Here is a 19,608-nt window from a genome sequence, read left to right as displayed (position 1 = left end):
ATGTATAAATAATTATTGAATCTTGGCAGGATAAACTTTGTGGGCAGTTTCAAACTAGAAGATTGATATTCCCACCAGACATCTCTTGATTAATAGCATCTTGCCTGAAGGGTATTATTATGTACTTTGTAGACACTTATTCTCCCATAGAAAATTATAATCATGTACATAGCAAAATTATCTATGAACATCTAGTTACCCCAAATCAGCCTTTAATAGCAAATGCTTTTAATCAGTCTTTTATTATTTTTCACCAAGAACCTATCAATCAGGAAACTTCTACAGCCACAAACATTTCTGCTCATTACTTAAGTCAAGTTCCTGGAACAGATAACGATAAAAAAAATGATTCCGTTGGTGAAAATAGCTTGCAAACAGAACCTAAATATCCTGAACAAAAGCCATTTAAACCCCAAAAATTACCTTTAGTATTAGAAAATAAAAAAGCGCGTCCGTCTTCATCTCCTGGTATTACTATGCTCACACCATCAGCTTATGGTAAATCCTGGGGAAGAGCTTCTGTTGGTGTGGGATTGCAATCTCGCGCTCGTTTTACTGATACAGCAGATGGAGCTTTAGGGGTTGGTTTTGGTTTGGGTGATGCCAAAAAATCAATTGGTTTAGATATCAATATAAGCGTTGTTGATATCAGTTCCTTTGAAGACGGTAGTATTAGTTGGAAATTACATCGGCAACTTCCATACGATTTTGCAGTGGCTGTTGGTGTGAAGAATTTTGTGACCTTTGGTAATACAGATGGGGGTACATCTGGTTATGGTGTAATTACTAAAATGTTTCGGCTGCAAGATAGTGAACAGAAACCTTTTAGTCGATTATATGTTTCCGCTGGTGTTGGTGGAGGACAATTTCGTTCAGAATCAGATGTGAGAAATCAAATTGATTCTGTTGGTGTCTTTGGAAGTGCAGCTTTGAGAATTGCTCAACCTGTGAGTGCAATTGTTGAATGGAGCGGACAAGATTTAGGTTTGGGTGTATCTGTAGCTCCATTTAAGAATATTCCTTTGGTCATAACTCCAGGAATTAGTGATATTACTGGCAATGCTGGAGATGGTACACGCTTTATATTAGGAATTGGTTATAGTGTTGCTTTTTAAGTAAGCATTCAGGAGTCAGGAATTAGAATGTTTGAGAAATTCGTCAATTATCAAATAGGTATTTTTAGCGTTAGCCTGAAAAAGCTGACTGCTGAATGTTGATAGCTGAATACTTACCTTTTTAATTTAATTAATACCAAACTTCAGGATCAAAGCGATGAAATTTAAACGTTCATTTGTGGCAATTTTTTTATCAGTCATTTTAGTGCTGTTTTTGTTTAAATCTGTTCAAGCTCAAGAAGGAAATCAGTCAGATATCACAATTCCTGATCCGCAAGAGGTTGTAAATCCTAATAATCCTGGAAATCAATCAGATATTACTAATCCTGATCCGCAAGAAATTGTCAATACTGGTATTTCAACTGACAACCCAATTATTATAAATCGTGATTTTTTTGATAAGGATTTTTCAGAATTAACACCAGAAGAAGCTGTGGAACAGTTTGAAGAATTACAAGCAGTAGAATATGCAAATCAGCTTGGTATTGATCTTTTTGGCGATATTACTTCAGCGGAAGATATAGCTGACAATCTCAGCAAGCTGGCTAAGTTAACCGGAAAAAATGCAGCAATTCTTTATGTGACTTCCTTAAAAGATAAACTTAGTTTAATTCTCATTCCACCAAAACCAAAAGAGAAAGATTTGTTAAATGATACCAAAGATTTGAAAGATAATTCTCCATCGTTATCAATTAAAAATACCATAAAAATCGGTGATATTTTTCGTCAATATGTGGTAGAAGCTAACAATAGCAATATTCAAAAAGTTGCTAAGGATTTTCGTTTACAAGTTACTAATTCTCGGTCAAAATTTTTCTATAGTAGCGCCCAAAAACTCTATGAATGGATAATTGAACCTATAGAACCAGCCCTAGCAATCAATAAAATAGATACTGTAATCTTGTCTCTTGATAAAGGGTTACGAACTTTACCTGTAGCTGCTTTATATGATGGAAGTAAGTTTCTAATTGAAAAATATAGTGTTGGGATTATACCCAGTTTTAGCCTTACAGATACCCGTTATATTCCTATAGTTCAATCTGATATTCTCGCTGTAGGGATATCTAAAAGTACGGAAGGACAAGATCCTTTACCATCTGTACCTATAGAAATAAACACTGTAGGTAAACAAATTTGGCGTAATCAGGGTCAAATTTTATTGGATCAAGAATCTACATTAGAAAATCTTAAATCTTTCAGCCGCAAACAACATTCTGGAATTCTGCACTTAGCTACTCATGGAGATTTTAAATCTGGCAAAATTAGTAACTCTTATATTCAACTTTGGAATCAGAAAATCCACATAGATCAGTTAAGAAAGTTGTCTCAGGAATTAGAATGGAATAAAGAACCTAAAGTAGAAATGTTGGTTTTGAGTGCCTGTAAAACTGCTGTGGGTAGTGATGAGGCAGAATTAGGATTTTCGGGTTTGGCGGTGCAAGCAGGGGTAAAAACTGTTTTGGGTAGTTTGTGGTATGTGAGTGATCAAGGTTCTTTGGCGCTGATGACAAAATTTTATGATCAGTTAAATACTACTTCTTTGCGATCTGAGTCTCTTAGACAAGCTCAGTTAGGGATGCTGAAGGGAGAAGTCCGTATAGCAGACGGAAAATTATACTTGTCCCCAGAAAAGAGCATTCCTCTAAATCCAGAAATGACTAATTTAGGTAAGATCGACTTATCCCATCCATATTATTGGTCTGCTTTTACCGTAATTGGCAATTGGAATTAATAGTTATAGCAGAATTCAGGAGTCAGGAGTCAGGAGTCAGGGGGCAGGAGGCAGGAGTTCAGGAGTCAGGAGAATAAGAAAAAAATATTTCCCCCCTCTGCTCCTCTGCTCCTCTGCTCCCCCTGCTCCTCTGCTCCCCCTGCTCCCCCTGCTCCCCTGCTCCCTGTTCCCTGTTCCCTCTCTCCACGTAGGAAGTTAATTTTGCACGATCGCTTATCACTGTGATTTCATAAGAATAAATGTCTTGGAAATGGTGCGTTAGAGTTATTATCGCTTTGTTGGGGCTGTGGCTATTCTGGGATCTAGTTTCCCATTTAGGGGCTGAGATTTTTTGGTTTCAGGAAGTTGGCTATTTGCAAACATTTGTGCTGCGCTTAGTGACTCAGGGTGCTTTATGGGTGGGTGCGGTCAGTATCAGTTTTAGCTATTTGTTTTGTAATTTGGCTTTAGCACAACGCTGGAAATATCCCCAGTCTCTGAAAACTGAGTTGGTCAGAAGGGAGGAGACAAGACTGAGTAAGCAACTCACAAAATTCCTCAGTCCACAGTATGGAACAGTCTATAAACCTCTTCATGTTGAGACTAGATACAAAGCAGTTAGATTACGCTGGCTGTTACCGCTGACGTTAGGCTTGAGTTTGTTGGTGGGGTTGATGGTAACGCATTATGGACAAGTTGCTCTAAGTTACTGGAATAGAGGAGTTAATCAGGCTATTTCACCGTTTACAATTCTATTTAGACCAGAGATTGTTTGGAGTTTGGGACGCAGAATAATTTCTCAGGACTGGTATGTTGGTGTGGCTTTGGTCATAGCGATCGCACTCTTAATATATTCTCACTTTTTGCTGAGAGCGATCGCACTGATTTTTAGTCTCGGTTTTAGCTGGATACTATCTCAACATTGGTCTAAAATACTACTTTATTTCCACTCTACCCCCTTCAATAGCAACGACCCTTTATTTGCCAAAGATATCGGTTTTTATATATTTTCACTCCCACTCTGGGAACTGTTGGCATTTTGGCTAATTGGATTATGTTTATATGGCTTTGTATCCGTTGCTCTCACCTATCTTTTATCAGGAGATAGTCTCAGTCAAGGCATTTTCCCTGGTTTTTCTCTACCACAGCAACGTCATTTATTTGGCTTAGGTGGCTGTTTAATGTTGGTAGTAGCCTTTAGCTATTGGTTAGGTCGTTATGAACTCGTTTATTCTCCCCGTGGGGTGAGTTTTGGCGCTAGTTATACCGATGCTAAGGTACAGTTGCCAGTTGACACAATGTTATGTGTTTTAGCTGTAGCGATCGCATTTTATTTATTATGGCAAACTTGCTTTTGGAAACCCAAATCTCAACATCATCGGTGGGCAATTTATAGTTTATGTATTTATATAAGTTTAATAATTATAGGTGATTTTCTTGCACCTGCTGTAGTCCAATCTTTAATAGTTCAACCCAATGAATTGCAGCGAGAGCAACCTTACATCCAGCGGACTATTGCCTTAACTCGGCAAGCATTTGATTTAGAAGCAATTGATTCTCAAACCTTTAATCCCCAAGGAAAATTAACCCAAGCTGATCTCAAAGCCAATGATCTAACAATTAGAAATATTCGTCTTTGGGATCAAGAACCACTATTAAAAACTAACCGCCAATTACAACAAATTCGTCCCTATTATCAATTTCCCGATGCCGATATTGATCGCTACACAATCAAAACTGAACCCAACCAACAAGCAACCGCATCAACCGAAAAACGTCAGGTATTAATTGCAGCCAGAGAATTAGACTACAATTCTGTTCCCCAGCAAGCTAAAACATGGGTAAACCGCAATTTAGTTTACACCCACGGTTATGGCTTTACCATGAGTCCTGTAAATACTGTTGCTCCTGGTGGTTTACCAGAATATTTTGTTAAAGATATTAGTAGTAATGATAGTGCGCTAACTACCTCTAGTGAAGCTATTCGTGAAAGTATTCCTATTGGTAAACCGCGAATTTATTATGGAGAAATTAGCAATACTCATGTCATGACTGGCACGAAAGTTAAAGAATTAGATTATCCCAGTGGTAGCGATAATGTTTACACCAGTTATGAAGGCGTGGGTGGAATTAGAATTGGTTCTCTAGGAAAAAGATGGCTATTTGCTACATATTTAAAAGACTGGCAAATGATATTTACAAGGAATTTTAAGCCAGAGACAAAAGTATTATTCCGGCGAAATATCAACCAACGGATTCGTGCGATCGCACCTTTTTTAAAATTTGACAGCGAACCTTATTTAGTCGCTGCTGATGCCAATCCTGACAACAAAAATGAACAATTTCCAGGAACAAAGAATTATCTTTACTGGATTATAGATGCTTATACAACAAGCGATCGCTATCCCTATTCTGACCAAAATGGCGATGGTATTAACTATATTCGTAACTCCGTTAAAATCGTAATTGACGCTTACAACGGCACAGTCAGATTTTATATTTCTGAACCAAAAGATCCACTAATTATTGCCTGGTCAAAAATCTTCCCGCAAATGTTCCAACCGTTGGCAAATATGCCTGTGAATCTCCGCAGTCATATCCGCTATCCGGTAGACTTTTTCAAAATTCAATCAGAACGGTTAATGATTTATCATATCACTAACCCCCAAGTATTTTATAACCGGGAAGACCAATGGCAAATTCCCAATGAAATCTATGGAACTCAAACCCGTCCTATTGAACCTTACTATTTAACTACTAGTCTTCCTAATGTAGATTTTGAAGAATTTATTTTACTGCTTCCCTACACACCCAAAGAAAGAACAAATTTAATTGCTTGGTTAGCAGCACGTTCAGATGGAGAAAACTACGGTAAATTGCTGTTATATAACTTCCCTAAAGAACGTTTGATTTATGGACCAGAACAAATCGAAGCCAGAATTAACCAAGATCCGGTAATTTCTCAACAAATTTCATTATGGAATCGTCAAGGTTCAAGAGCAATTCAAGGTAATCTTTTAATTGTTCCCATAGAACAATCTTTGTTGTATGTTGAGCCAATTTATTTAGAAGCAACCCAGAATAGTTTACCAACTTTGGTTAGGGTGGTTGTTGCTTATGAAAATCGCATTGTCATGGCACAGACTTTAGAACAAGCCTTACAGGCAATTTTTCAACCAGAAGAAACACCAGCGCCGGCGATTATTCGTCCTGTTGAGGAGGAAGGAATACCACCTGGTTAAAATAATTTGTAATTCATTCTTTACGAAAGATGAGTTAGTATATAACGTATACGAGAAATAGTCTCTCAATCACAGCTATAAATTGTCAAAATTAGTAAATATGTTGTTAAGTGAACATCTTAATTCTAGTAATTTAAAGTCATTTTCTATCAACGGACTATTCGGCTACAAGGATGTGAAAATTCCTTTTGATAAAGAAGCTGTTATTCTGATTGCTGAAAATGGTTCTGGTAAAACCACTATTTTGAATGCTCTTTACTATTCAATATCTTGTAAATTTATTAGATTAATGACTATATATTTTGAAACAATAGTTATTGAATTTGCATCTGGAAAAGAAGTTCTCATTAAAAAGAGTGATTTAATTTCTTGTTATAAAAATGAGGATATTGAATCTGAAATTATATCTTTGCTATCCAATTATATAACTCCGCGTCAAGTAGATATATTATTAAGACATAGTAAACAAGGTTTATTAATAGAGGGTATTCACAAGCTCAGAAATTACATACCAAATGAATACTATCATGAATTACTTTCAGAAGTATTACCCAAGTTTAAAAATGAATATGAACAAGAACGGGAAAGTAAAATTAAAGAAAACCTTCAGGAAATGATATTATATTTTCCTACATATAGAAGAATCGAAGAGGATATTAAAAATTTGGGATATGATGACAGACTACGTTTTGCTGAAAATGATGATCGATTAATTCAATTTGGTATGGATGATGTGATTGCGAAATTCGATGAAATTGAAAAAAATATAAAAGACGCAACTTTAAAATTATTACCAAAAGTGAACGGTGAAATGTTAACTCAGTTTGTTGAAGCTATAACACCCACTCAAGAAATCAGAAATAGTATACAATCTGAAACTTTAAATATAGTATTAAGCAGGGTAGGAGATAATATATCTGAAAGTAATAAAAGTAAAATTGAAGAACTTGTTAATTCAGGAGATATAAATTCTAATAAATATGATCAATTAGTCTCTTTTTTGTCTAAACTTCTTACCTTATATGAGCCACAAAAAGAAAAAGATAATTACATTAAAAAATTTGCTGAAGTATGTAATAACTATTTACACAAAAAACGAATTGTCTATGATGAGAAAAACGTAAAAATTTCAATATTACAAGAAAAAAATAATAAGCCAATAGAGATTAAGCACTTATCTTCTGGTGAAAAACAGATTATATCTTTATTCTCTAAAATTTATCTAGATTCTAATAATGAATACATAGTTTTGTTTGATGAACCTGAGCTTTCTCTGTCTTTAGAATGGCAAAGATTATTACTTCCTGATATTTTGAAATCTGGTAAGTGTAAACTACTTTTAGCTGTGACTCATTCACCATTCATTTTTGATAATGAATTAGATACAAATGCAATAGACTTAGATGATTTTATCACCGAAAAATAGATGTCAGTAGCTAAACTTAGAGAATCTCGCAATAGACCAGCATCAGTATTTATGCAATTTACCCGACAATATAAAGAATATGAATCTGCTTTGTATTGCTTTTTTGAAGGTGAAGACGATAAGTATTATGGAATTAGAATAGACAATATAGCTAGACCTACAAAAGATATTTATGCTAATTGTAGTGGGAAAGAAGGAGTTTTAGGTGTTTATAAGTTAATCAATAATAATCAAAGTTATTCTAAGGTTAGAGCAGCATATTTTATAGATAGAGATTTTGATGAATCAATAAAAAATACACAAATAACGGGAGTATATGAAACTTCATGCTACTCAATAGAAAATTTCTATACATCCATTAATAGTTTTTGCAAAATTCTCAGAACTGAATTTAAGCTTGCTGAATCAGAGGATGATTTTAATAACTGTAAAAACCTTTATACACAACTCCAAAAAGAATTTCATGATGCAGTTGAACTATTAAATATTTGGATAGCTTGTCAACGAGAAAAACAAGCAAAGCTGAATTTAGCAGGATTTAATATCTCAGATTTCGTAGTAATAGATTTAGATAATATAAAAATAAATTACACAATTGATACATTGTATACTAAATTTCCCAAAGCAATTGCTATTACTCAAGAAGAACTAGACTTAAAGCAAAGTAATCTATGTTTACAAGAGCGTCAAAAAAGCTTTCGAGGTAAATTTGAGATTTATTTTTTATTCAAAGTTATTCAAAAATTAATTGAAGCAGCAAATAAAGGAAATCCAAAGTATTTTACTAAAAAAATCAAAGTTACTTTAAATTTAAGAGAAACAACACTAATTTCTGATTTGTCTCAATATGCTGATACACCAGAATGTTTAGTAGATTATTTAGAATCTTTTAGAACTTCTGTGAATTGAAATTCTAACAATACTTTGCGCGAAACATTTATCTGTAGTATTTTATAATCTGTAATTAACCAAACACTCTTAGGAAAATTAACCATGCTATATCACTTAGATTTTCACGTCGAATACCCCGATGACATGACACAGCAAGAACTGTTTAGCATTTGGAGTGAAGAAGCAGATACAGCACTACAAGCAAAACAAGCAGGAATTGTTGTCGATTTGTGGAAATGTGTGGGAACTCGTCGAGTAATTGTCATTGTCGATGTTCCCACACCTGACACCCTTGATCAAATTCTCTTGGATTTACCTATCATGAAAAAAATGGGTCAAAATGTCCAAGTAGAAGTAACACCCCTGAGAAGGTATGAAGACTTTGCAGCCGATGTCAAAGCTAGATTAGAGAAAAAAGAAAAATAGGATATGGGTGAGATATAGATAACTTAGTATTTAATACTCGGAAAAACGAGGATGTCTATCAACTCACCTACAGCTAAACCTAAGCCAGCAACGACTGTTAAAATCCAAAAAGAATCTGTTTTGCTAAAGCCAGAAAAACGCATTTCTAATTCGGCTAACAGCGTAGTTGTTAACGGTATCAAAAATAGGCTGAATAAGATTGACCAAATTGCGATTAAAGCGATTGATGCACTTAAAACTAAGACGACAACTAAGGTTTGAGAACCAAAGGCTAACAGACCTTCTAACCAAGTGTTACTTTTTCTGACTATAGCTATAGCGATCGCAGCTACAAAAGCTCCCACTAACCACGCAATCTGATGAGCCGCAAGATACCATCCTAGAAGATTGTAAGCCAGCCAAAGTAATGCTAAAGCAGTTACAGGAATCCTCTGGAAAAATAGCAAGTTCATATTTCCCATTCCTATAATTATATTACAATAAATACATTATATTTATAAATATATTCTGTGTCTAATTTTATAGATTAATTGTTTCAAAAACATCATCTATCTATAGACTTATTTTTTATTTTTTTGTTCCAGGTTTCAATTAATTGATACTTTTTAAATATATTACTTTTGATATAGATTTAGAAACTTGCAAGCAAACCTATCGACAGAGATAGCTGAAGTTTTATTTTGTTACACATATAATTGAACTCTTGTAAAGAATCTAATTTTCACTTTGCTGAGAAAAACATATATAGAGAAGGTAAATAATATGTATGTTGAGCAGATATTACAACAAAAAGTAGCACCTAAAAAAAGCTTTCATCAGTTAACAGATAGTCAAGTTAAACAAGAATATACCACACAACAGGAGGGAATAAATATTTCTGATTTAGCTATAGCTTTAACTCCACTCAGTTTTGTCTTTATTTGGGCAATATTTTTGTTTATTTTGCACAAAATTCGCTCTCATGCAGACAATAAAATAGCTTTTAGCATGAATGGTTTACATCAAGTTCCTTGTAAGAATTGTAAATTTTTCTCCAATAATCATTATCTTAAATGTGCTGTAAATCCTGATATGGTTCTCACAGAGGAAGCGATAAATTGTTCTGAATACTGCCCTAAAAAAGGTAAATTACCCTCTAATAAGTTCTTTGGTTAGAATTTGAATTTTTTGATTTTTGCGAATTTATGGTTTGATATCCCTGATTTGTTTGATCTTTTTTGTCAATGCAAATTCCCAGCGGCTTCAAATAAAATTGGATGCTCCCAGAAAATGAATAAAATTAAGCCGGGGGAAAGAGTGACGAGACGGAGATTAGCGATCGCTAACCCTAAACCCACAATTACCAGCAATACAGAGTTTTACTCCTGACTCCTGAACGGCAGTTGCTCCACTTGGGAAGACCCCAAGACCGCACCACCTCCTCCTGACTTCTGACTCCTGCTATACTTTTCTATCAACTCCTTGACTTGAGCAGACACCAATGGATGGGGATCTGTTTGTAAATGGGGGAGAATTTCCTGAAGAACGCGCTGGGAAACGACACTCAAGTATGATATTGTTGCTTCCCTCACAAAGCCTGTAGGATGGCGCAAATTTGCTAAGATTTCCGCAGTTGTGAGTCGAACATAAGCCGCTTGTGCAAAGTGTAAGCAACAAGCTAGACACCAATCAGAAAGCAAATTTCCTTGAGATATCAACTTAGAAAGGCGCTTTTTGATTGGGATATTTTCATTTTGCCAAAATCCCGCTTCCGTCAGATATTTGAGCTTTTCTTGTTCTGGTCGTCGATCTAAAATGTTCAACAACAAAGACTTACAAGGCAAATTGATGGTGTGATCTAATATTTCTAAGCCTCTTGCTAAATTGATTAATGATTGAGATTGGAGATTGAAGGCTGCGGCTTGCATTTTTTCTGCTGGGTAAAGCAACTTCAATAACAGCAATAACCTATCTCTAACATCCAATGCTAATTCTAGTAGTGAGCGTTGCAGCAATTGAGCAATAGTCAAAAGCCTCTCATTTCCTTGATAATTTTCTAGAGAGTCTAGACTTTGGAAGTCTATGTACGCAGCGTAAATTTCACCGAGAAATCGTAATTCTTGCTCAATTAAAATTTCGACCCTGCTTTCATAAAATTGATCTACGACATTTATATTTCCTGATTTTTGGTGAATTTTTAGTAAGCTTTGGAGAATATAGTCCCTGGTATTACCCCTGGATGTTTCCAAATGTAGCCATAGAGTTTCTCTTGCTTCTAGTGTGCCGATTTGAGCAATGGTACGCCAAGCGCATATTCTCACAACATCTGGTTTGTAAATATTTGTGGCTAGTTTCAACAACATCGGGATGGCTTCATTTTCCAAACTCACCAAGCATTGCATGGCTGTTTGTCGAGTGGATTTGTAGTAGAGTGCTGCTAAGAGTGTGGGATAGTATTCTTCTAAATGGGTAGCGGTAATCATTTCTAATACAGCACAGCGTACCCGCAATGAGTCATCCTGCAATAAGTTGGGAATGTGAATCCGCAGAGCTTGTAAATAAACCAATTCTTTGAGCGCCCTGACTCCATTGATCCGTTCTCGTTCTTGTTGATGGGTGAGCATCCGCCGCATTGTTTTGGTGGCTGCTGTTTTTTGTTGTTCTGTTCCCTGACGCAGTAGTAATGAAGCTGCGGTGGCACGGATTAATGGATGGTTTTGTGGATGCAGGTATTCTTCTACAAGATTTAAGTTGAGATTTTCTTCGGCCAGCCAAACGTAACGCATAGCCAAAGCAAACACTTCTGGGTCAATGGTTGCTTGGGGTTGGTCTAATAATCGACGAACTTCAGGTACATAGAGGGGATTTACACCTGATTTGAGCATTAATTCTAGGCTTTGGGATTGTAAATCTGTAGGTAATTTCAGCAGTAAGGGTGCTAAAACTTGTCCTGCACCGGGGAGATCAATTTGGGCTAAAAGTTCTAAACAAGAGCTTTTATCGGCTGTATTTCCTGTTTCTACTAAAGCTTTAACTATTCCCTGTTGGAAGGCTCGCAAACCCACAGTTGCGGCACTCAATCCACCTCGTTCTGCACTTAAAACTAATACGTCCACATAGCGCGATCGCAATTCCCAAACTACTTTTAAACAGGTGGCAGCAACGATGACTGTTTCACCTATTAATACCCACTTTTGCAGTGGTTTAGGAACAAATTGATCAATCAGTGATACGCTACCAAAAATAACTAATCCTGTCAAACCAGAGGCGATCGCTTCGGCTGTCCCACTGGATAAGGCCTGCATCCGGCTACGAATCCGTTCTGGAATAGGTTGATATAGCGCCGGACCGCTACTAATTACAAAGGTATAACGCAGCAGTTCATCACAGAATTTGAGACTGATTAAACCCCAAAAAAATCCAGGCTCTTCAATAGCTGGAAAGAGGTTCAATACTGAGATTGCTCCTGGCAATAAAAAGCCCACGGTAATTGGTAAAAGTGCGGCTGTGAAAAATACTCCCACCTTTTCAATCAATCGGCTAGAAATAAACCATTGGGTAATTAATTCACATAGTCCTACAATGCCACCAAATACTCCTAAAAAGCTGGCTAGTTGTTGTTGACCTAAACTAGAGTTGAGTTCGCGCAAATACTGAAAATCTATTAACAAGCCAATCACTTGTAACAGCGCAAAAAACGCGAACAATTGCCAAACATAGCGTTTTAGAGGTGTTTCTAAGCGGCGATGACGAGAAGCTTGTTCTTCTGTAATCTCCCGTTGTGGGGTATGGGGAAAAGCCGTCGGATATTTATAAGTTAAATAAAATAAAATTCCTGAGCCGAATAAAATGACAAAACAGGCAATGAGAATAACTGTATTTAGGTTGGCAAATTTGAGTAACCAAGGCAAACTAAAGCCACTGATCACATCAGCTACTAATATGCCACTACTGACTAACGGGTAAGTGCGCTTAATCTCGCGAATGTTGAATAATTGGTTGGCAACAATAGATGTGTTGAGGTCATTGACTACATAACAGGCATCTACCCATAACCTGAGCAGAAAGATGATAATTACTGCCAGGTAGGGAATATTTATCCCTCCATACAAAAACACTAACAGAAATAATGGCACCACCATACCCGGTGCGATCGCCACAATCACTGCACGTAAGGGAAAAACCTTTTGTAACCAAGAATATAAAACCACCAGTCCCGCACCTGTCACCGCACTGGCAATATAAATCCAAGGTAGTTGTCCCGCACCATATTTATCCAAAAACAGAGCTACAGTGCTATCCTCAGCCCATCGCAATCCCACAGATACAATCGTGTAGAAGGCAAACATCGTCCAAGTGCGTTCCAACTCCTCTGGTCGGAGATTCACCCACTTAAGCATTTGTGCCAAAGCACCTTTATTGGGAGTCAACCAGTGATTTTTCAATTCCATGTAATTTTAATTTCTGAGGTGTGAAACAGTTAATCACAACACAACAGCTAAGTAATTAGGATAACAGTTACTGAATGGCAAAAGTCCTGAGCAACTGAGTATTATCTTTCCCACTCAGGTGTCAGGACTATCATCTTGAAATAAATTTACATTGACATATCTCCTCGTCCTAAAGGAGCGAGGATTCCTTGACACTTCGCTGGGTTGCGCCACAAGTGGTCTTACCATCCCTCCATGTCCGTTTAAAGTCTCCCAATGCCCTATGGCGACTATACCTACATTTTACCATAAAGCCGTCCTAGAAGGACGGAGCTTGTATCCCATTCTTTTGGTCAGGGAACAGTGATTGGGGTCAGGGGATTGAGAACTGGGAACTGATTAATCTTCACCCATTTCTCCTCAACCTCAACCCTTCACCCTTTGGCTTCTTACTTCTTAGGTGAAATCAGCATCATCATATTACGGCCTTCTTTCTTTGGCGCTTGCTGCACCTCACCAAAAGGTTCTAAATCAGTAGCCATCCGTTTGAGCAACTCCTCAGCTAAGTCACTGTGTTGGATTTCTCGACCCCGGAACATCACGGTAGCTTTGACTTTATCACCATCTTTGAGGAAGCGTTCTGCTTGTTTGACGCGCACATTATAGTCATGTTCTTCTATCTTGTAGCGCATCTTCACTTCCTTCACATCAGCCGTGTGCTGTTTCTTCCGGGCTTCCCGCGCCTTTTTCTCCTGCTCAAATTTATATTTCCCATAGTCCATGATTCGGCATACAGGCGGGTCAGCTTTGTCACTGAGTAGCACCAAGTCTAGCTCTTTTTCTTCCGCTAGTTGTAGTGCTTCCTGTGGTGGCATAATACCCAGTTGGGCACCATCAGTATCAATGACCCGAATTTTCGGGAAGCGAATGCGTTCGTTAATTTGGGGCAGATCGCGAGTTCTTTTTTTCTCAATCACAGGCATTATGATTTTTGGGAGCTCTTTATTTAAGGATTTGGCTTGATCTTAGTTTACTTGGTTTTATTTTCTATGCCCATAAAGGCAAAATACGGAAATGACTCAAAACGTGAACTACTCCGTCGTAAGAAGGACGGAGCTTCCCAATTCATCGGGAATAACCTCTAGAACTCCATAGTAATAGAAAGTCTGACATTCCCTCCAAGGGCAGGAGTCCTGATTCCCAAGACCCAAATCTTTCTCTGGCGACACTTACCTATTAGCTTGGTTTTCGCTTACGGCATTGGTGGTCAAGATACTCAATATCTTATCAAAAAATCCTGGGGATTCGTCATACAGGAAAGAATTTGTTTTTACTAAGTAATAAATAAATTCCAAATGCAATCCTCATCCCCTGCTCACAATCCCCACCTTATGAGTACATTGAAGGTGGCGATTTCCGCAAATTCTTAAAAATGAGTCGATATCTTTAGGGTAGCTAATCCATACAATATTTGGTTAGTTTAGTTGTATTCTTGATTCTACTCACTTTGATCAGATTTCTCTACAATAGTTAATCTAAATTACACAAACTTAGCTAATATTAATTATTATTACAATAACTCATTCATCTCTTGACTTTTTTCAAAAAAAATAAATCTAAAAAAGGGTGTAGGGAAAAAAATCACTACTTACAAATTACAACACAAATTACAGCATGGAGGAATGGGTGAACACTGCGGTAAATTGGCAGCAGCGGGTTGGAAATCAAAGAGACTGGGTTTGGCGCGGTTGGCAAATTCGCTATACCTACATTCGCTCTCAATGTAGTTCAGTTCAGCGAATATTCCCACAGCCACAGGAAATTGACTACAAGCAAAAAAACTCATCAGACAAGGGTTTTATCATTCCTAGTCAAAACCAGCCAAGCTCAACACCTTTAATCTTGCTACATGGTTTTGGTGCTTCCATTGGTCATTGGCGACATAATTTAGAGGTTTTGGGTGAATATCACACAGTTTACGCTTTAGATATGCTAGGTTTCGGCGCTTCCGAAAAAGCACCAGCTAATTACAGCGTTGAACTATGGGTAGAACAAGTTTACGAATTTTGGCAAACATTTATCCGCCAACCGGTCATATTAGTAGGTAATTCTATCGGCTCACTCATCGCTTTAGTTGCAGCGGCTGTCCATCCTGATATGGTGCAGGGGGTAGTAATGATGAGTTTACCAGATCCCACTTTAGAACAAGAAGCCCTACCCGCATTTCTACACCCAGTAGTTAGAGGGATTAAAAGTATTATTGCTTCTCCTTTATTACTCAAACCTCTTTTTATATTTTTAAAGCGTCCTAGTGTACTAAGACAGTGGGCAAATTTTGCTTATACTAGTCGAGAAGCTATTACAGATGAACTAATAGACATCTTAGCAGGGCCACCTCAAGACAGAGGCTCTACTCGTGCTTTTATTGCCCTCTTCAAAGCATCCATTGGTGTAGATTTTAGTCCCAGTGTCAAGAAAATATTGCCAAACTTAACAATTCCGATGCTATTAATTTGGGGGCAAAAAGATCAATTTGTGCGTCCAATTCTAGCCAGTGAATTTGCTCGCTATAACGACAAACTAGAACTGCTATATCTGGAAAATGTGGGTCACTGTCCCCATGATGAATCACCAGAACAAGTGAACAAGGCAATTTTAGATTGGATTCAGAGAAATAAATGAGTCTAAAACAGGGAACAGGAACGATTTTTTGAATTACGAATTACAAACTGCACTAGCCAATAGTGACTTGACTCGTATCCACAGATGTAGCGCCATTGACAGAATTAGCGACAGATATCATCTTATTGAGAATATTTTGACTGGGAACTTTGCCTTTTAGCACCACAGTGCTGCCTGTCTGAGCAACCCAGAGGGTATTTATATCATCAAGTTGAGGATCTTCGTCAAAAGCCAATGTTACACGCTTTGCCAAACCACTTTGGTCATATTCTCCATTCAGTCCTAGACGTTCTGGGGGTATTTTTTCTGTAGCTGTAGTTGTAGCTTGAGATATTTGGGGAGTTGGATTTACTTGTGCATTTTCCGGTTTTTCTAATCCAAACAGTCTTTTTAGCCAACTCATAAACAATTTTTTCCTAGTTATAAGGTTTCTTAAACCAGTATAAAGGCTTGAAGAAAAAGTAACATCTACCGCTAAAAGGATAAAGAGCAATTCTCAATCCTTACCACAATTTTATGATTATCTGGTTTAGGATGAAATATGGATAACGCATTATATAAACCTGTGACATCATCTGTATTTAATTCTGAACGCCTTTTATTTACACCCGCTACTCCCCAAACAGATGCTATTCCTGTGATTTTCGCTTTCCCCAATGAGTATACAGTGGGAATAACCAGTCTTGGCTATCAGGTGGTATGGGCGACTTTGGCAATGCGTGATGATTTGCAGGTGAGTCGTTTATTTACTGATACTCAAGAACAACTTCCTAGACAACCAGAAATACTTGGTTTTTCTATGTCTTGGGAATTAGATTATGTGAATATTTTCAATCTTTTAGAATCTTTGCAAATTCCCCTCCGCGCAAGTTTCCGTAATAAACAACATCCTCTAGTTTTTGGTGGTGGTCCTGTGCTTACGGCTAACCCTGAACCTTTTGCAGATTTTTTTGATGTGATTTTATTGGGAGATGGAGAAAATCTACTGGGGAGTTTTATTGATACTTATAAAGAAGTTAGAAATGCTGATAGAGAAACTCAATTAAAAAGATTAGCGCAAGTTCCAGGTATTTATATTCCCAGTTTATATAATATTGAATATTCTAGCTCGGATGGTGAAATATTAGCAATTAATCCAATTGATTCGGAAGTTCCCGCAGTTGTTCAAAAGCAGACTTACCGGGGAAATACTCTTTCTGCTTCAACTGTGGTGACAGAAAAAGCCGCATGGGAAAATATTTTTATGGTGGAAGTGGTAAGGAGTTGTCCTGAAATGTGCCGCTTCTGTTTAGCAAGTTATTTAACTTTGCCTTTTAGAACTGCTAGTTTAGAAAATTCTTTAATTCCGGCTATTGAACAAGGTTTAAAGGTTACTAACCGTCTGGGTTTATTGGGTGCTTCGGTAACTCAACATCCCGAATTTTCGGAGTTATTAGATTATATCAGTCAACCAAAATATGATAATGTGCGGTTGAGTGTCGCTTCTGTGAGAACGAATACGGTAACGGAAAAGTTAGCTCAAACTTTGGCAAAACGGGATACGCGATCGCTTACCATTGCCATAGAAAGTGGTTCGGACAAATTACGCCAAATCATCAATAAAAAGTTATATAACGATGAAATCATCCAAGCTGCGGTGAACGCGAAAGCTGGTGGTTTATCGAGTTTGAAGTTATACGGAATGGTGGGTATTCCAGGGGAAGAAACGGAAGATTTAGATGCTACTGTAACCATGATGAAGGCTGTTAAAAAAGCTGCTCCTGGTTTGCGGTTAACGCTGGGATGCAGCACATTTGTTCCTAAGTCACATACTCCTTTTCAGTGGTTTGGCGTGAATAAGCAATCAGAGAAGCGGTTACAATTTTTACAAAAACAGCTAAAACCCCAGGGTATAGATTTTCGTCCAGAAAGCTATAATTGGTCTATTATCCAGGCTTTGTTATCGAGAGGCGATCGCAGACTTTCCCATCTGCTAGAATTAACTCGTGATTTTGGTGACTCTTTAGGTAGTTACAAACGCGCTTTTAAAGAATTAAAAGGAAAAATTCCTGACTTAGATTTTTACGTTTATAGTAATTGGTCAACTGAGCAAATTTTACCTTGGCATCACTTGCAAGGACCCTTACCTCAGTCTACACTAATAAAGCATTTGGCTGAAGCGATGAGTCTTTTTCGCGCTGCTTCCCTGTAACTAGAGGCTGTAAATTTTTCAACGCAGAGGGAAGAGGAGGTAAACGCAGAGGTACGCAGAGTTATAAAATTAAGGATCATATCTAAAAATGCAAAATACATCAGAGTTTTATTGTGCTTATTGTGGAGAAGAAAACACAACTTTTATTGATTTCAGTGCTGGAATGATGCAAAATTATATAGAAGATTGTCAAGTTTGTTGTCGTCCCAATATTTTGTATATCAGGATTGATGAAGATACGCTAGATATTGAAATAGACACTGAATATGAAGGTTAAAGGTTAGGTTTTCTTTTCATGCTGCACTTTAGTCATTCTTCCATTATTAATGCACCTGTCGAAGTAGTTTGGAAATTCCATGAAAGACCGGACATTTTACAACTACTCACACCACCTTGGCAACCTGTACAGGTACTGCGACGCGAAGGGGGACTTGATGAAGGTGCGATAACGGAGTTTCGTTTGTTTCTCGGTCTTTTACCTTTGACTTGGTTAGCGCGTCACACCAAATATGAAAAATATCGTCTGTTTACTGATGAACAAATATCTGGACCTTTTGAGTCTTGGATACATCGTCATGAGTTTGCGGATGAAAATGGAAAGACTAAATTAACTGATAATATTTCCTATTCTCTTCCTGGTGGTGATGGGGTGGAATTTGTTAGCGGTTGGTTAATTCAAGTGCAGTTAGAAGCGATGTTTCGTTATAGGCATTTTATTACGAAAAGGGAATGTGAGTCAAAATAATTGATGATTAATTATCCATATTTATAGAAAGTTGTGTTAATTTTTCTAGCAGTTTATAAACCGCTGTACCAATTTTTTGCTCTGGATAATTTGCATCATCAGGACTACATCCACCCAGGATTTTTGCTCTAGGTATTGCTTGCGGTATGTATTCAATTAATTTCTCGTAATATGGTTGATGCTTTTCTTGATGAATACCAGCTAATAAGCTTTTACATATTCCTGGTCGTTTTTTTATAAAATGTTTCAAGATATAATTATGTAAACTTTCGGTTGAAGTTTCTTCTAAAACACAATCTTTTAAAGTAGTGTTTAAATCCACAAAATGCAAAATTAACCAAAGTTCAAAACATGGATTACTTAATCCTAGCTGATATAGAGAACTTTCTAAACATTTTTGATAAATTTGTTCAATAGATGTTTTACGGTTATCATATTCATCTGTATCAATGATTAACCATAACTCATCATAATTTTCTTGAGGTTGATATCTTTGTTTTAATTCTTCGAGAAATTTATCTAAGGTCTCTAAGACGATATCAGGATGAGAATTACCCGCTTTAGATTCTTCTCTATCTATAAACTCTACATATAAATTACTCATCCTAAATTCTTCTGCATATTGCTTTTTTAAAGCACGAAAATATTTATATTCAGTTTTATCACCTTCTGCAACTATTATATATAATTTCCATTTTCCATCTGGACTACATTTGCTATCAATTTCAATTGATATCCGCTGATAATCATCATTTCTTTCCCTTCCCATT

16 protein-coding genes are annotated in these 19,608 nt (G+C 37.0%); 11 read left to right on the top strand and 5 right to left on the bottom strand.

The features are described from left to right. Positions 1-119 precede the first annotated feature (119 nt). From ACLLO5_RS14005 to ACLLO5_RS13980, 6 genes are all read left to right on the top strand, one after another. Positions 120-1,115: a hypothetical protein gene (locus tag ACLLO5_RS14005; protein WP_413171127.1), complete on the top strand. Its 996-nt coding sequence runs from the start codon at positions 120-122 to the stop codon at positions 1,113-1,115. A gap of 157 nt (positions 1,116-1,272) precedes the next feature. Continuing rightward, the gene (locus tag ACLLO5_RS14000; RefSeq protein WP_413171126.1) at positions 1,273-2,847 is read left to right on the top strand and encodes a CHAT domain-containing protein; all 1,575 of its coding nucleotides are present in this window, start codon (positions 1,273-1,275) and stop codon (positions 2,845-2,847) included. A gap of 239 nt (positions 2,848-3,086) precedes the next feature. Continuing rightward, positions 3,087-6,068 carry a UPF0182 family protein gene (locus ACLLO5_RS13995; RefSeq protein ID WP_413171125.1) on the top strand — a complete coding sequence of 994 codons (2,982 nt, stop codon included), beginning with the start codon at positions 3,087-3,089 and terminating at the stop codon, positions 6,066-6,068. 100 nt (positions 6,069-6,168) lie between these two features. Next, complete coding sequence (locus tag ACLLO5_RS13990) at positions 6,169-7,494, top strand: AAA family ATPase (RefSeq protein WP_413171124.1); 1,326 nt, start codon at positions 6,169-6,171, stop codon at positions 7,492-7,494. After that, positions 7,495-8,403 (top strand): DUF4435 domain-containing protein, encoded by a 909-nt coding sequence (locus tag ACLLO5_RS13985; RefSeq protein ID WP_413171123.1) that lies wholly within the window; start codon positions 7,495-7,497, stop codon positions 8,401-8,403. An 84-nt stretch (positions 8,404-8,487) separates the two neighbouring features. Next, the gene (locus ACLLO5_RS13980; RefSeq protein WP_413171122.1) at positions 8,488-8,811 is read left to right on the top strand and encodes a muconolactone Delta-isomerase; all 324 of its coding nucleotides are present in this window, start codon (positions 8,488-8,490) and stop codon (positions 8,809-8,811) included. A gap of 23 nt (positions 8,812-8,834) precedes the next feature. Here ACLLO5_RS13980 and ACLLO5_RS13975 read toward each other — a convergent pair whose 3' ends face one another. Then, complete coding sequence (locus ACLLO5_RS13975) at positions 8,835-9,263, bottom strand: hypothetical protein (protein WP_413171121.1); 429 nt, start codon at positions 9,261-9,263, stop codon at positions 8,835-8,837. A 310-nt stretch (positions 9,264-9,573) separates the two neighbouring features. On the opposite strand from ACLLO5_RS13975, the gene ACLLO5_RS13970 reads away from it, so the two are divergent. Further along, positions 9,574-9,966, top strand: coding sequence for a hypothetical protein (locus tag ACLLO5_RS13970; RefSeq protein ID WP_413171120.1), 393 nt, complete (start codon positions 9,574-9,576; stop codon positions 9,964-9,966). A 203-nt stretch (positions 9,967-10,169) separates the two neighbouring features. On the opposite strand, the gene ACLLO5_RS13965 is transcribed toward ACLLO5_RS13970, so the two are convergent. Both ACLLO5_RS13965 and infC read right to left on the bottom strand, forming a co-directional pair. Then, on the bottom strand, positions 10,170-13,241 hold the full coding sequence (locus tag ACLLO5_RS13965) for an MFS transporter (protein ID WP_413171119.1): 3,072 nt from the start codon (positions 13,239-13,241) through the stop codon (positions 10,170-10,172). Between the two features lie 428 nt (positions 13,242-13,669). After that, positions 13,670-14,203, bottom strand: coding sequence for a translation initiation factor IF-3 (gene infC, locus ACLLO5_RS13960; RefSeq protein WP_413171118.1), 534 nt, complete (start codon positions 14,201-14,203; stop codon positions 13,670-13,672). 703 nt (positions 14,204-14,906) lie between these two features. On the opposite strand from infC, the gene ACLLO5_RS13955 reads away from it, so the two are divergent. Further along, complete coding sequence (locus ACLLO5_RS13955; RefSeq protein WP_413176091.1) at positions 14,907-15,902, top strand: alpha/beta fold hydrolase; 996 nt, start codon at positions 14,907-14,909, stop codon at positions 15,900-15,902. A gap of 52 nt (positions 15,903-15,954) precedes the next feature. Here ACLLO5_RS13955 and ACLLO5_RS13950 read toward each other — a convergent pair whose 3' ends face one another. Next, entirely contained in the window at positions 15,955-16,305 is a 351-nt protein-coding gene (locus ACLLO5_RS13950) for a phospholipid-binding protein (RefSeq protein WP_413171117.1), read from the bottom strand. Between the two features lie 162 nt (positions 16,306-16,467). Here ACLLO5_RS13950 and ACLLO5_RS13945 point away from each other — a divergent pair, with 162 nt between their 5' ends. The 3 genes from ACLLO5_RS13945 to ACLLO5_RS13935 all read left to right on the top strand — a co-directional run bounded on the left by ACLLO5_RS13945 (position 16,468) and on the right by ACLLO5_RS13935 (position 18,838). Beyond that, positions 16,468-18,093 (top strand): B12-binding domain-containing radical SAM protein, encoded by a 1,626-nt coding sequence (locus ACLLO5_RS13945; protein ID WP_413176090.1) that lies wholly within the window; start codon positions 16,468-16,470, stop codon positions 18,091-18,093. An 88-nt stretch (positions 18,094-18,181) separates the two neighbouring features. Continuing rightward, entirely contained in the window at positions 18,182-18,370 is a 189-nt protein-coding gene (locus tag ACLLO5_RS13940; RefSeq protein ID WP_413171116.1) for a CPXCG motif-containing cysteine-rich protein, read from the top strand. A gap of 18 nt (positions 18,371-18,388) precedes the next feature. Further along, positions 18,389-18,838, top strand: coding sequence for an SRPBCC family protein (locus ACLLO5_RS13935; RefSeq protein ID WP_413171115.1), 450 nt, complete (start codon positions 18,389-18,391; stop codon positions 18,836-18,838). Between the two features lie 7 nt (positions 18,839-18,845). On the opposite strand, the gene ACLLO5_RS13930 is transcribed toward ACLLO5_RS13935, so the two are convergent. Then, positions 18,846-19,607 carry an RloB family protein gene (locus tag ACLLO5_RS13930; RefSeq protein WP_413171114.1) on the bottom strand — a complete coding sequence of 254 codons (762 nt, stop codon included), beginning with the start codon at positions 19,605-19,607 and terminating at the stop codon, positions 18,846-18,848. Position 19,608 lies beyond the last annotated feature (1 nt).

Origin of the sequence: Anabaena azotica SJ-1, assembly GCF_047275885.1 — a bacterium.
In the GTDB taxonomy this organism is placed as follows: Bacteria; Cyanobacteriota; Cyanobacteriia; order Cyanobacteriales; family Nostocaceae; genus Trichormus_B; species Trichormus_B azotica_A.
This window is presented reverse-complemented; position numbering and strand designations above follow the sequence as displayed.

What these genes read in the sequence shown, in the direction of transcription:
- ACLLO5_RS14005 (WP_413171127.1), top strand. Translation starts at nt 120, where the DNA reads ATGTACTTTGTAGACACTTATTCTCCCATAGAAAATTATAATCATGTA.
- ACLLO5_RS14000 (WP_413171126.1), top strand. Translation starts at nt 1,273, where the DNA reads ATGAAATTTAAACGTTCATTTGTGGCAATTTTTTTATCAGTCATTTTA.
- ACLLO5_RS13995 (WP_413171125.1), top strand. Translation starts at nt 3,087, where the DNA reads ATGTCTTGGAAATGGTGCGTTAGAGTTATTATCGCTTTGTTGGGGCTG.
- ACLLO5_RS13990 (WP_413171124.1), top strand. Translation starts at nt 6,169, where the DNA reads ATGTTGTTAAGTGAACATCTTAATTCTAGTAATTTAAAGTCATTTTCT.
- ACLLO5_RS13985 (WP_413171123.1), top strand. Translation starts at nt 7,495, where the DNA reads ATGTCAGTAGCTAAACTTAGAGAATCTCGCAATAGACCAGCATCAGTA.
- ACLLO5_RS13980 (WP_413171122.1), top strand. Translation starts at nt 8,488, where the DNA reads ATGCTATATCACTTAGATTTTCACGTCGAATACCCCGATGACATGACA.
- ACLLO5_RS13975 (WP_413171121.1), bottom strand. Translation starts at nt 9,263, where the DNA reads ATGAACTTGCTATTTTTCCAGAGGATTCCTGTAACTGCTTTAGCATTA.
- ACLLO5_RS13970 (WP_413171120.1), top strand. Translation starts at nt 9,574, where the DNA reads ATGTATGTTGAGCAGATATTACAACAAAAAGTAGCACCTAAAAAAAGC.
- ACLLO5_RS13965 (WP_413171119.1), bottom strand. Translation starts at nt 13,241, where the DNA reads ATGGAATTGAAAAATCACTGGTTGACTCCCAATAAAGGTGCTTTGGCA.
- infC (WP_413171118.1), bottom strand. Translation starts at nt 14,203, where the DNA reads ATGCCTGTGATTGAGAAAAAAAGAACTCGCGATCTGCCCCAAATTAAC.
- ACLLO5_RS13950 (WP_413171117.1), bottom strand. Translation starts at nt 16,305, where the DNA reads ATGAGTTGGCTAAAAAGACTGTTTGGATTAGAAAAACCGGAAAATGCA.
- ACLLO5_RS13940 (WP_413171116.1), top strand. Translation starts at nt 18,182, where the DNA reads ATGCAAAATACATCAGAGTTTTATTGTGCTTATTGTGGAGAAGAAAAC.
- ACLLO5_RS13935 (WP_413171115.1), top strand. Translation starts at nt 18,389, where the DNA reads ATGCTGCACTTTAGTCATTCTTCCATTATTAATGCACCTGTCGAAGTA.
- ACLLO5_RS13930 (WP_413171114.1), bottom strand. Translation starts at nt 19,607, where the DNA reads ATGGGAAGGGAAAGAAATGATGATTATCAGCGGATATCAATTGAAATT.